Here is a 12362-nt window from a genome sequence, read left to right as displayed (position 1 = left end):
CATGCTAGATCCCGCACAGCGACGCCGGCTTCTCAACGACAACCGCGCCCGGTTCGGGATCGCGGTGGTCGTCATCATGTCGCTCGCCGCCATCGCCGCCCCGCTGATCGCGATGCACGACCCGCTGAAGATAGATCTCACCAACTATCTCCAGAGACCGTCGACTGCGCACTGGCTCGGCACCGACATCCAGGGGCGCGACATCTGGTCGCGGCTCGTGTTCGGCGCGCGAGTCTCGCTCACCGTCGGCCTGATTTCCCAGGGCATCGCGCTGCTCCTTGGCGTCACGCTCGGATTGCTCGCGGGTTACTACGGGCGCTGGGTGGACGAAGTGGTGATGCGTCTGGCCGACGTGACGCTCGCATTCCCCACGCTGCTTCTCCTCATTGCGATGGTCGCTGCGTTCGAGCCCTCGATGCTAGTGGTATTCGCGACAATCGGTGTCGTCGGATGGGCGGGAATGGCGCGCCTGGTGCGCGGGCAGGTGCTCGTCGTACGGCAGCTCGAGTATGTGCAGGCGATTCGCGCGCTCGGCGCGAAGGACATTCGCGTGATGCTCCAGCATGTCCTGCCAAATGTCATCGCGCCCGTCGTGATCGCGGCGACGCTCGGTGTGGCCGGCGCGATAATGGCTGAAGCGGCGTTGTCGTTTCTCGGGCTGGGCGTTCCTCCACCGACGCCGAGCTGGGGATCAATGATCGCGGACGGGAGAGACCTGGATCAGCTGCGCAGAGCGCCCTGGACTTCGGTGTTCCCCGGAATGGCGATCGGCGCGGCGGTGCTCGGGTTCAACCTGCTTGGCGATGCCTTGCGGGACGCTCTCGATCCCCGGGAGTACCGCCGCGCTCCGCGGAAGGAATCGTGAGGTCCGCGCTTCTCGCCGGTGCGATCGCGCTGATCGGGTGCACGGATACTCAGGCGAGAACCGCCCGTCGCGGTGACGCATCAGTCGCTGATGCGACGCCCGTCGCGCCGGCGGCGGGCGCGATCCGGTTGGAGCAGGTCGGCGACAGGTTCCGAAGCCCGGTGCACCTCACGTCGCCGCCCGGCGACGCCAGGCTGTTCGTCGTCGAGCAGGCCGGAAGGATTCGCATCGTGAAGAACGGCGCTATCGTCGCGCAGCCATTCCTCGACATGGTCGAGCGCGTACGGAGCGGCGGAGAGCAGGGCCTGCTGAGCGTGGCGTTTCATCCCGATTACGCGCGCAACGGGTGGTTCTACGTGAATTACACCGACCGGCAGGGCGACACGCGCGTCGAGCGGTACAAGGTCAGCTCCAATCCCGATCTCGCCGATGCATCATCGGCGAAGCTCGTTCTCGGAATTGACCAGCCGTACTCGAATCACAATGGCGGCCTGGCGATGTTCGGCCCCGACGGCATGCTGTGGATCGGAACCGGCGACGGCGGATCCGGCGGCGATCCGCACGGCAATGGGCAGAACAGGCAGGCGCTCCTCGGAAAGATGCTCCGCATCAACGTCAGCGGCGCCGATCCGTACACGATTCCGGCCGACAATCCCTATGCCAACGGATCAGGGGGCAAGCCGGAGATCTGGGCGATCGGATTGCGGAACCCGTGGCGCTTTGCATTCGATCGTCCGGCGGGTCTTCTCTACATCGCCGACGTAGGACAGAACGCGATCGAGGAGATTCACATCGAGCGGTCGAACAAGGCGGGTCTCGACTACGGCTGGAACATCATGGAAGGCGATCAGTGCTACGGCCGCGCGAGCTGCAACCGCAGCGGACTCGAGATCCCGCAAGTGACCTACCGTCATGCTGGCGGCGCGTGCTCCATCACCGGCGGATTCGTTTATCGGGGGCGGCGCATTCCTTCAATCACCGGCCACTACTTTTACTCGGATTACTGCGCGGGATGGCTGCGCAGCTTCCGCTTCCAGAACGGAGCGGTGACCGACAGGCGCGAATGGAAGATGGACGACATCGGGCACGTCGTGTCGTTCGGTGAAGACAGCGCCGGCGAGATGCTCATCATCTCCGAGAACGGGCGCATCTTTCGATTCGCCGGCAGCGGGTAACGGGTAGCGGGTCACGGTTTAGTCCGTATCAGCCCGTAGTCGCGGGCGCCTTTCCTGAACAGGTAGTATCCTCCAGCGAGCGGCTCTCCGGGCGTGTCTCCGGCTGCGATACGCCGCCCGTTGACTGAAGCGCCGCCCTGCTCGACGAGGCGTCTCGCCGCACCCTTCGACGCGACAAGCTTGAGCTCGACCAGTCCATCAACCACGCCAGTCAGCTCTCGCATTTCGACGAAAGGGACCTCGCGACTCAATGCCTCGAGCGCATCACGCGACAGCGATGCGGGGTCTCCCTTCGCAAAGAGCAGGCGCGACACATCCTCCGCGACGTTTGCCGCGTCGGCGCCGTGAACCCGCGTCGTGACCTCGCGCGCCAGCGCCTGCTGCGCCGCGCGCTCCTGCGGACACTCGGCGATCTCCCTGTCGAGCTCCTCGATTGCCTGTCGAGACAGCAAAGTGAAGAAGCGCAGGTAGCGGCCGGCGTCGCGGTCGTCAACGTTCATCCAGAACTGGTAGAAGCGATACGGAGACGTACGCTCCGCGTCGAGCCACACGTTGCCGCTCTCAGTCTTCCCGAATTTCGTCCCCGATGCATTGGTGACGAGCGGAAACGTGAGCGCGTGCGCCTCGCCGCCCTCGGTCCGGCGGATGAGCTCGAGACCGGCGGTGATGTTTCCCCACTGATCGCTCCCGCCGACCTGAAGCGTTACGCCTTCGCGGCGGAAAAGCTCGCGGTAATCGTAGGCCTGGAGGAGCATGTACGAGAATTCGGTGTACGAGATACCCGACTCTATGCGCTGCTGCACCGACTCCTTCGCGATCATGTAGTTGACGGTGAAGTGCTTCCCGACGTCTCTCATGAACTCGATTGCGCCGAGCGGGAGCAGCCAGTCCGCGTTGTTGCGCATCTGCGCGGCGTTCGGGCCGGTAAACTCGAGGAAATGTTCGAGCTGCGCACGGAGACCGCGCGAGTTCTCCTCGACCAGCTGGAGCGAGTTGAGCTGACGCTCCGCCGTCTTGCCGCTGGGATCACCGATGAGACCTGTCCCACCACCGACCACCGCGTACGGCCTGTGACCCGCGCGCTGAAGGTGCATCAATCCCATCACCGGGACGAGATTGCCGACGTGCATGCTCGACGCCGTGGGATCGAAGCCGCAGTACGCCGAGAGGGAGCGCGCCGCGAGAGCCTCGGCGAGGCCTTCCGTGTTCTGATGGAGGAGTCCACGCCAGACGAGCTCGTCGAGCAGCGGGGCAGGTTGCGTCATGCCCCAAGATAGGCCGCACCGTGGCCGGTGTCACGTTACCCGCATTACCTTTCAGCCCGAATGGCAAATCGCTTCGCAAGATTCCGCCGCGAGCACCCCACTCTCGTCAGGGCGCTGCTTCTCTTCGTCATATTCGGCGCCGCCTTCGGACTCGGTCTGGGGTACGGGGCGTGGGCCCTCGTCTGCCGCGGTGGACAATGCCCGCCCGTCGAAGCGCTGAACGACTACACACCGCGCCAGACATCCAAGCTCTACGCTGCCGACGGGCGGTTCATCGCCGAGCTCGGGCTCGAACGCCGCACTCTCGTCAGACTCGACGAGATCCCGCTTACCGTGCAGCAGGCCTTCGTCATCACCGAGGACAAGCGGTTCTACTCTCACTCCGGCATTGACTGGCGCCGCGTCTTCGGAGCGCTCGCCCGCGACATTCTCTCGCGAAGCTGGGACGAGGGTTTCTCCACGATCACGATGCAGCTTGCGCGCAACGTGTTCCCCGAGCGAATCAGCCGCGAGAAAACCCTCGTCCGCAAGATCAAGGAAGGGAAGGTTGCCCGCGAGATCGAGGACAAGTTCGACAAGAAGAAGATCCTCGAGCTGTATCTCAACCAGATCAACCTCGGCAACGGTGCGTATGGCGTCGAGACGGCATCGGAGCGCTACTTCGGAAAATCGGTTCGCGACCTGAACATCGCGGAAGCGGCGACGCTGGCGGCGCTGCCGAAAGCGCCGGAGCGGTACAACCCAAAGCGCCATCCCGATCGTGCCATTCAGCGCCGCAACACGGTGATCGAGCTGATGCGTCGCAACGGCGCGATCAGCGACGCCGATGCGAGCGGGGCGAAGGCGTTCCCGCTTCAGCTTGCGAGCAAGACCGACGCGGGCGACACCGCGCCGTACTTCGTCGAGTGGATCAGACAGCAGCTCGATGCCCAGTTCGGAAGACAACTTTACGAACAGGGCCTCCGCGTCTACACCACGCTCGACCTGGACATGCAGCTCGCCGCCGAGCGCGCGGTGGAAAGGCAGCTCAGGCGCATCGAGAGCGGACGGTTCGGAAAATTCAACGGCGAGACTTACGAGCACTACAACGCGCGCAGTATCGCCGGCACCGAGCCGGGGCAGAACTCTCCGTATCTCCAGGGCGCGTTCGTCGCTCTGGATCCGCGGAACGGCGCCGTGCGCGCGATGGTCGGGGGACGCGACTTCTATGACTCAAAATTCAATCGCGCCACGCAGGCGCTTCGGCAGCCCGGCTCTTCCTTCAAGCCGATAGTGTACGCTGCCGGCGTTCAGAATGGCCGGCCTCCTTCGTACATCCTCGCGGACACGGCGATCTCGGTGGAGCAGGGAACCGGCACCCCGTGGACTCCGAGGAACTACGACGGGAAATTCCTCGGCCCCATGCCGATGCGTCGCGGACTCTACGAGTCGCGCAACATCGTCGCCATCCAGCTCGGCATGGAGCTCGGCGAGAACACCGTCATCAACGAGGCGCGGAATTTCGGCATCACTACGCCGATCCCGCCATATCCGTCCATCTTCATCGGCTCGGCGGACGTCTATCCGCTGGAGATGATCGCCGCGTTCGCTCCCTTTGCCAATCTCGGGATCCGCGCCGGTCCGAACGCGATTCTCCGCGTGGAGAACGCGAGACAGGAAGTGCTGTGGCAGCAGACGCCGTCGCGCACCACGGTCCTTTCGCCGGAGGAATCGTGGATCATGGTGGACATGATGAAGGACGTCATCAGGCGCGGCACGGCGTCGGGGAGCGTCTGGGGGGCTGGTTTTCATCTGCCCGCGGGCGGAAAGACCGGCACGACGAACGACGGCACGAACGTCTGGTTCATCGGTTACACGGCGGATCTCGTCGCCGGCGTGTGGATGGGATTCGACAGGCCGCGCAAGATCATGAACGACGCGCAGGGCGGACGTCTCGCCGCGCCGGCATGGACGCAGTTCATGACGGAGGTGTACAGGAGAAAGCCCGCTCCGCCCGACTGGCCGAGGCCGGCGTCCATCATCACTCGTGAGATAGACGTCAGTACCGGATTGCTTCAGACTCCGTACTGCCCCCGCGATCTCATTCGGACCGAGTTCTACGTGCCGGGTACTGAACCGACGCGCGAATGCGACAAGCACCTCGGCTACACGACGCCTGGTTACGACACGCTGGGAATCGGAGGGCCGCCGCCGAGCTATGTGCCGCCGCCTCCTGTAACCGGCGGCAGCCGCGTCATCCCCGGCGCCGCGCCCGTGCCGCGAAAGGCGTTGCCAGGCGATTCACTGCGTGGCCGCTTCCGGCTCGACACCGCGCGCAGCCGCGGCGATAGCGCGCCCATCGGTAGCGTTCTCCCCCGTCGCGTGAATAGCTTTTCTCATCACCGGGCACTCAAGGAGAAAAATGGAGCGGGCTGACAACCACCACAGGATCTGGCGCGACGGAAAGTTCGTCAGCTGGGAAGACGCGACAATTCACGTGATAAGTCACGTCGTCCATTACGGCTCGAGTGTCTTCGAGGGCATCCGCTGCTACGCCACGCCCGAAGGCCCGGCGATCTTCCGGCTGGGCGACCACATGCGCCGGCTCGCCGATTCCTGCCGCATCTATCGCATGCCGCTGGAGCACTCGCAGGAGACACTCGTGCAGGCATGCGTTGATACCGTCGCCGAGAACGAGCTGCCGCACTGCTACCTTCGCCCGATCGTCATCAGGACCGGCGAGCAGATGGGCGTGCTGCCGACCAAGTGTCCGCTCGAAGTGTTCATCATTCCGTGGACGTGGGGCACTTATCTCGGACACGAGTCGCTCGCCCAGGGAGTGGACGTGTGCGTGTCCACGTGGCGTCGCGCGGCCCCGAGCACCTTTCCGACGATGGCGAAGGCGGGAGGGAACTACCTCAATTCGCAGCTGTCCAGGATGGAGGCGAAGCTCGACGGTTATTCCGAGGGAATCATGCTCGATTCATCCGGGCAGGTATCCGAGGGCAGCGGCGAGAATCTGTTTCTCGTCCGCGACGGCAAGCTGTTCACGCCGCCTGTATCGGCGGGAATCCTGAACGGCATCACGCGCGACTCGGTCATGCGCATCGCACTCGACCTCGGCTACGAAGTCGCCGAGCAGGTGATGCCGCGCGAGATGCTGTACATCGCGGATGAGCTGTTCTTCTCCGGGACGGCAGCCGAGATAACGCCGATCAGGTCGGTTGACCGGATACCGGTTGGAGCGGGCAAGCCCGGTCCGATCACGCTGGCGATTCAGGAGCAGTACATGGGGATCGCCGAGGGGCGGCTGCCGGATCGCTACGGCTGGCGGACGCTGGTCCCCAGCGGTGCGCATGCTGGAGTTTGAATAAGGACCCAGCCCTTATAGGCCTCCAGGACTTGCGGGTGTTTGAGCGTTACCAGTTGTATATTGTAGCGTCGCAGTAAGAGCAGTTACGGAGGGGTGCTTGATCGTAGGATGTCTTGCACTGAACGCTTCGTTCGAGCCGCTCACGATGGTGCCGCTCAGACGAGCGTTGAGGCTGGTTATTGACGGCAAGGCCGAGATAGTCGAGGCCGACGCCGACCGCGTGGTTCGCTCCGAGCGGCTGACCTTGCCGCGCCCCGCAGTCATCCGCCTCACGCGCTTCATCCACGTGCCGCGCCGCTTCCGCCGCCAGGTGACCAACACCTTCCTCTTTGCGCGCGATCGCTACCGCTGCCAGTACTGCGGACGTCTCCAGATCGAGCTCAAGCTCCGCGAATCGCTGACGCGCGACCATCTCATTCCGATGTCACGCGGCGGGACGAATGAGTGGACCAACGTCGTCACCGCGTGCAGCCCGTGCAACACGCGCAAGGCGAACAGTCTGCCGAGCGAGATCGGGATGCACCCGATACACGCGCCAGTCGAGCCGCACTTCGTGCATCTGTCGTGGGCGGTGCGCCGTCTCACTCCGACTCAGGCGCGGTACATCAAGCTGTTCTACGGCGAGGGGACGCTGCATCACCTCGAGGATCTGGAGCACCGGCATCCGCAGAACGGGCAGCTCGTTCACGGCCATGCGCTTCACGCGCATTCACATCACGGCCGAAACGTCCCCGATCTCGTCTCGTAACGCCGCTTCTCTCCTCCCAGCAGTCGCACCATGACAGTCCGGACGCCGCGACCGACAGCGGTGCCCGGATTTTTCTTTCCGCGTACCGCGGGCTTGAGCTCGCCACGCAGCCATCGCTCGACCTCATCGAGCTCCGTGAGCGACAGAGACTCGATGTCGAGAGTGAGAGTGTAATAGCTCTTCTGACCTTTCTTCGGCAACGAGACAGGAATTGGAAAAGCTGCGCCGAGTGCGGCGTCGGCTTCCTGAATGTCGGTGAAGCTGCCAAGCGTCACCGTCGCCCTCTGCACGACGCGATACACCTGATACACTTTGCCGAGCGCGTCGTAGCGAACCACGACATTCCACTCCGACGCCGCCGCGATGTCGTCGAACCATCCGCCCGTCGTCCACCGCTCCACGCGGTAGTGGAGCTTCGCGGGAAACCCATTGCGCAGGAGATCCAGCATGGCGCCGTCGGTGATCAGCGATGCGGAGCGAATCGCCGGCGGCTCGGCCGCCAATAGCGACCGCTCCGGCAGGACGATGGACAGCTGCGGCTTCTGTGCGCCGAGCTGTCCCGCGAAAATGAGGGCGGCGACCAGGACGCCGCCGAGCGACCGGTTCACCGTCTAGAATTGGTTGCGGATGCGGATGAAGAAGTTCGCCGGCTCCTTCGATTCCGAGACTGCCTTCGCCACGTAGATCCCCGCGATACCGAGATCGAGGCCGAGACCGACGTCAGTTCTGAACGTGTCGAAGCCTGGAACCGAGCCGGACGGGTATTGCAGCGTTCCCCGCCGCGGACCGACGAGCCATCCGCGGCCCGCATCCGCGAATGCGACCGCCGCCGGCTTCACGCGGAACACGGCGCCGCGAACGCGGATACCGTTCCGGTTAAACACGTCGAACAGCTCGGAGACGAGCTCGTGCCTGTACTCGATCTGCGCCAGTGCTGCGCGCTCGCATTCCGCCGGGCGACCGGGCAGCGGCCCCGAGTCCGGTGAGCATTGCCCGACGTCGGTGCCGATTCCGAGTCGTCGGAAATCGAATCCGGGGAGATTGCCAATGCCGCCGACAGAGAATCTTCGCTCGAGAGGGAGCGGATCTCCGTGCAGCCATCCGCCGAGCACGAGGCGCGTGTTGAGCTGTCGCCTGGGCGAGATGCGATTGTACCGCCGCAGATCCAGAAACGCCCGGCCGTATTCGAGCCGCCTGAATCCCGGTGCGACCGATGCTTCGAGACGCGTGCCTGCCGTCGCGAAATTGCCCGCGCCATGCTCGTACTGCGCGCTCACGAACCACCCCGCCCACGGATTGCGCTTGCTGTTGCGCGTGTCGAGTTCAAGGCTCAGGTCGGCGACGTGCACCATAGCATCGTTGATCCGCGGATTGATGCGCCATGCGTCGTCGCCGCGGAAGAGAGTGAACACGTCCCGCTCGCGCCTCGAGCTCCATCGCTCGCTGCTGTATCCCGCCGTCACCGCCGCGTTCGCATCGGCAAACACCGACGCGTAGATGCGCCCCCCATGTCGCCCGAAGTAGTCGAAGTAGTCGCGCTTGGAGAAGAACGACGCCAGCGCCGCGTCCGGCTCGCTGAGCTGCCACGGCTCGATCTTGGAGACGAGATCGAACGATTCAGCGCCGGCCGAGTAGCCGCGCCGGCGTCCGACGCGGACATCGGCCGACAAGCGGTGTCCGATGTTCTCCGCATCCCAATGCAGCCGGTTCGCGGTGCGGATGATTCCCAGCGCGGCGATGGAGAGCGTCGCCGGTCCCAACCGGTTGCGGTAGGTGGGACCGATGAGTATCGGCATTCCCTCGACGCGATTGTAGGTCCTGCCCGAAGTTACGGTAAGTCCGCCACGGTCCGGCCCGGAGAGAAGGGAGCCAAGATCAACCGTCGAGTCCGGCGGCGTCTCGGCTTGCTGCGCCGTCGCCGTGCCGGCACCGATCAGCAGTGCGGCGAGAACATGCGAAATACGTCTTCCAGTCGTCATCACTGATTCATCGCGTGCGTGCCGCCAATACCGAGCCTCTTCATCCGCCGATACAGGTTCGGGCGATCGGTCCTCAGTGACCTCGCCGCTTCGGCAATGTTGCCGTCGGCAGCGGCAAGGGCCTGCTCGATCAGGCGTCTCTCGAAATCATCGAGGAAATCGCTGAGGCTGCCGGTCTCCGTCCCCGCATGCACGGACTCCACGACAGTTTGCAGCGATCTGGCGAGGCGGGCGTCGGCGGGATTCAGGATCGCGCCGACGGAGGCCGCGGTGACGTCTGCGGCGGGACTCACGATCGCGATGCGCTCCACGATGTTGGCCAGCTCGCGCACGTTGCCCGGCCATGTGTGTCGCTCCATGACCTCCATGGCGCCCTGAGTCCATGTCGGCGGAATCTGTCCCGTGCGCTTGAAGTGGAGCAGAGAGAAGTGGCGCACGAGCTGGGCGACGTCGCCCTCACGGTCGCGGAGCGGCGGCAGCGCGATCGGAATCACGTTGATCCGGAAGAACAGATCTTCGCGAAACGCGCCCTCGCGCACCGCGCGCGCCAGGTCATGGTTCGTCGCCGCGATGATTCTGACGTCCACGCGGATGCTGCGGCTTCCGCCCACGCGGAGGATCTCCTTCGCCTCGATCGCGCGCAGCAGCTTGGCTTGCGCATCGAGACTGAGATCCCCGATCTCGTCGAGAAAGAGCGTCCCCATGTGGGCCAGCTCGAATCGTCCTATCCTCGCCTGGGTCGCCCCCGTGAAAGCGCCACGCTCGTGGCCGAACATCTCGCTCTCCACGAGATCGCGCGGGATCGCCGCGCAGTTGACTCTTACGAACGGCTTGTCGCGCCGGGTGCTCGCGTCGTGAATCGCGCTCGCCACCAGCTCCTTCCCGGTGCCCGATTCGCCGGTGATCAGCACCCGCGCGTCACTCGCTGCGACGCGCTCGATCAGCTCGCGCACGGCGTTCATCTGCGGACTGTTGCCGACCATGTCGCCGGCGAGACCGAGCTCCTCGCGCAGCTCGCGCGCGACGCGTCGGGATTGACGAAGCTCGAGCGCGGAGCCGATGGCGAACAACACTCCTTCAGGAGTGAGCGGCTTCTCGAGAAAGTTCACGGCGCCGAGCTTGGTCGCGTTCACCGCATCGCTCAGTCCCGCGCGTCCGCTCATCATGATCACGGCGAGGTCAGGGTGCGCGATGCGAAGCTTTGTCAGCGTCGCCATTCCGTCCATCTCGCCCGGCATCATCAGATCGAGCAGTACCGCGTCCGGCTCATCTTCCTCCGCCTTCGCGATCCCCTGCGCGCCGCTTGCCGCTTCGCGAACCTCGTATCCTTCGGCCGTGAGTAGCGCCCCGACCATGCGACGGATATTGGGCTCGTCGTCAACGATCAGGACGGTCGCCACGCTACGGCGTCGCCGGACTCGAAGACGATGCCTTCGCCGGCAACGCGGCGGGCGCGTCGTGCACTTCGGACAGGAGCTTCGTCGTGAACCTCTGGCCCTCGGAGATGCGCTCGACCTCGACGGCGATCGCGTCTATGGATTGCTCCATGCGCTCGAGGCGGGTGAGAACCTCCGGCGGCAATGGCGGGCGCCTGGATTCGTTCTCGATCTTCTTCGCCCAGGCCATCACCATCGGACGCCCGACGACGATCGCAACCACCATCGTCATGCCACCAAGAGGAACGAGGATCTCAGGACCCATTTTGCGAACTCCCGTTGTCTGATCCGGCCATCGCTGGAAGGATGAATCGTATCCGCGTACCCTCTCCCAACGTACTCGAGGCCTCGACGGTTCCATCATGGGCGAGGACGGCCTGTCGCGCAATCGCGAGCCCCAGGCCCGTGCCACCCGGCTTGTGCGTCACGTAGGGGTCCCATATGCGCTCGAGGTCATCGGGCGCGATGCCGGCACCGTCGTCGCTCACCTCGATCCGCACCGCCGGCCTTCCGTCAAGCATGGCATTCGTCGCACCGACGACGATGCGTCCACTTCCGTCGCACGTGTCCACTGCATTGAGAATCACATTGGAAAGCGCCGCGGCGAGAGCGTCGTGATGTCCCATCACGCGCGGCAGGTTGTCGTCGGCGTTCACCTCCACGTCGATCCCCGGAGGGACGGCCGACGCAGCGGAGTACCGCACCAGCTCGGCGATATCCACTTCCGCCGACGGGCCGTCTGGAAGTCTTCCGAACTCGGCGAACGCGCGCGCGATGCGCTCGAGTCGCTTCGATTCGATGGCGAGCACCTCCACGGTCTCGTGCAACTCCGACGGCGCATCGCGGCGCAGTCGGTCCATAGCGAACCGGATCGGAGTGAGCAGATTCTTGAGTTCGTGCGCGACGCGCCGCGCGCTTTCGCGATACGCCTTGAGTCGCTCCGCCTCCGCAGCGCGCTTCCGGCCGGCATCGATCGCCGCGGACATGTCGCGCATGCGCTCGCGAAGCGTCGCGAACTCGGGAGCGCCGCGCGCCACTTTCGCCTCTCGCGGGGGGAGCGGCTCGCCTCGACCGATGCGGGCTGTCCATCCCACGATCTCATCCAATGGGCGGCCCATCTGCCGACTCAGGTGGCCGGCCGCGCGAGTCGCCGCGAATCCGAAGGCAACAAGCGCGATGAGACCGATGACCACTACTATTCTCACCGACCGTCCCGCGAGGAAGCTGTACCGGCGGGCTTGCTCCAGCGACGCGTTCAGCTCACGCTGATGAACGTCCACGAGCTGACGTTGCGCAGGCGTCAGCGGCGCCGTGCGCACCGCCGCGATCGCCCGCTGCCCGCTTGCCGCGACGCTTTCCCATGCCCCGCGCCCGCCGACCAGGGAGATCGCGCTGCTCACCGTTCCACTCCATAGAATCGTGAGCAGGGCGGCGGGCACGATCGCAAAAAGCGACAGGATGACGATGAGTCGCGTACGGTACCGGAGTTGCTTCATCGGGATTCAGCTATAAATTACAAGGGTTAGCGCGACTTCGAGGATT

The 12362-nt window shown here is 64.7% G+C and carries 11 protein-coding genes; 5 read left to right on the top strand and 6 right to left on the bottom strand.

Going from position 1 to position 12362, the window contains the following annotated elements:
- Position 1: 1 nt before the first annotated feature.
- Positions 2–865: an ABC transporter permease gene (locus Q7S20_05285; GenBank protein MDO8501233.1), complete on the top strand. Its 864-nt coding sequence runs from the start codon at positions 2–4 to the stop codon at positions 863–865.
- Complete coding sequence (locus tag Q7S20_05280; protein ID MDO8501232.1) at positions 862–2040, top strand: PQQ-dependent sugar dehydrogenase; 1179 nt, start codon at positions 862–864, stop codon at positions 2038–2040. The genes Q7S20_05285 and Q7S20_05280 overlap by 4 nt, the downstream gene beginning before the upstream one ends.
- 11 nt (positions 2041–2051) lie before the next feature.
- Here Q7S20_05280 and tyrS read toward each other — a convergent pair whose 3' ends face one another.
- Positions 2052–3305 (bottom strand): tyrosine--tRNA ligase, encoded by a 1254-nt coding sequence (gene tyrS, locus Q7S20_05275; GenBank protein MDO8501231.1) that lies wholly within the window; start codon positions 3303–3305, stop codon positions 2052–2054.
- A 60-nt stretch (positions 3306–3365) separates the two neighbouring features.
- Between tyrS and Q7S20_05270 the strand changes: the two genes are divergently transcribed.
- From Q7S20_05270 to Q7S20_05260, 3 genes are all read left to right on the top strand, one after another.
- On the top strand, positions 3366–5720 hold the full coding sequence (locus tag Q7S20_05270; protein MDO8501230.1) for a PBP1A family penicillin-binding protein: 2355 nt from the start codon (positions 3366–3368) through the stop codon (positions 5718–5720).
- A complete protein-coding gene (locus Q7S20_05265) occupies positions 5707–6654 on the top strand; it encodes a branched-chain amino acid transaminase (GenBank protein MDO8501229.1) in 948 nt (315 codons plus the stop codon). Before Q7S20_05270 ends, Q7S20_05265 begins: the two co-directional genes overlap by 14 nt.
- 100 nt (positions 6655–6754) lie before the next feature.
- The gene (locus tag Q7S20_05260; GenBank protein ID MDO8501228.1) at positions 6755–7405 is read left to right on the top strand and encodes an HNH endonuclease; all 651 of its coding nucleotides are present in this window, start codon (positions 6755–6757) and stop codon (positions 7403–7405) included.
- Here Q7S20_05260 and Q7S20_05255 read toward each other — a convergent pair.
- The 5 genes from Q7S20_05255 to Q7S20_05235 are packed head-to-tail and all read right to left on the bottom strand — an operon-like array spanning position 7372 to position 12316.
- Positions 7372–8013, bottom strand: coding sequence for a hypothetical protein (locus tag Q7S20_05255; GenBank protein ID MDO8501227.1), 642 nt, complete (start codon positions 8011–8013; stop codon positions 7372–7374). The genes Q7S20_05260 and Q7S20_05255 overlap by 34 nt on opposite strands.
- 3 nt (positions 8014–8016) lie before the next feature.
- Positions 8017–9384, bottom strand: coding sequence for a BamA/TamA family outer membrane protein (locus Q7S20_05250; protein MDO8501226.1), 1368 nt, complete (start codon positions 9382–9384; stop codon positions 8017–8019).
- A complete protein-coding gene (locus Q7S20_05245) occupies positions 9384–10784 on the bottom strand; it encodes a sigma-54 dependent transcriptional regulator (protein MDO8501225.1) in 1401 nt (466 codons plus the stop codon). Before Q7S20_05245 ends, Q7S20_05250 begins: the two co-directional genes overlap by 1 nt.
- Position 10785: 1 nt before the next feature.
- The gene (locus Q7S20_05240; protein ID MDO8501224.1) at positions 10786–11085 is read right to left on the bottom strand and encodes a hypothetical protein; all 300 of its coding nucleotides are present in this window, start codon (positions 11083–11085) and stop codon (positions 10786–10788) included.
- Positions 11075–12316 (bottom strand): HAMP domain-containing sensor histidine kinase, encoded by a 1242-nt coding sequence (locus tag Q7S20_05235; protein ID MDO8501223.1) that lies wholly within the window; start codon positions 12314–12316, stop codon positions 11075–11077. Before Q7S20_05235 ends, Q7S20_05240 begins: the two co-directional genes overlap by 11 nt.
- Between the last annotated feature and the right edge of the window lie 46 nt (positions 12317–12362).

The organism is Gemmatimonadaceae bacterium, from assembly GCA_030647905.1.
In the GTDB taxonomy this organism is placed as follows: Bacteria; Gemmatimonadota; Gemmatimonadetes; order Gemmatimonadales; family Gemmatimonadaceae; genus UBA4720.
The sequence above is the reverse complement of the archived record's forward strand: the minus strand, read 5'-3'. Positions and strand labels throughout refer to the sequence as shown.

Bases quoted from the DNA above. Each gene is read 5' to 3' on its own strand.
- Q7S20_05270 (MDO8501230.1), top strand. From the start codon at position 3,366: ATGGCAAATCGCTTCGCAAGATTCCGCCGCGAGCACCCCACTCTCGTC.
- tyrS (MDO8501231.1), bottom strand. From the start codon at position 3,305: ATGACGCAACCTGCCCCGCTGCTCGACGAGCTCGTCTGGCGTGGACTC.
- Q7S20_05265 (MDO8501229.1), top strand. From the start codon at position 5,707: ATGGAGCGGGCTGACAACCACCACAGGATCTGGCGCGACGGAAAGTTC.
- Q7S20_05285 (MDO8501233.1), top strand. From the start codon at position 2: ATGCTAGATCCCGCACAGCGACGCCGGCTTCTCAACGACAACCGCGCC.
- Q7S20_05235 (MDO8501223.1), bottom strand. From the start codon at position 12,316: ATGAAGCAACTCCGGTACCGTACGCGACTCATCGTCATCCTGTCGCTT.
- Q7S20_05250 (MDO8501226.1), bottom strand. From the start codon at position 9,384: ATGACGACTGGAAGACGTATTTCGCATGTTCTCGCCGCACTGCTGATC.
- Q7S20_05240 (MDO8501224.1), bottom strand. From the start codon at position 11,085: ATGGGTCCTGAGATCCTCGTTCCTCTTGGTGGCATGACGATGGTGGTT.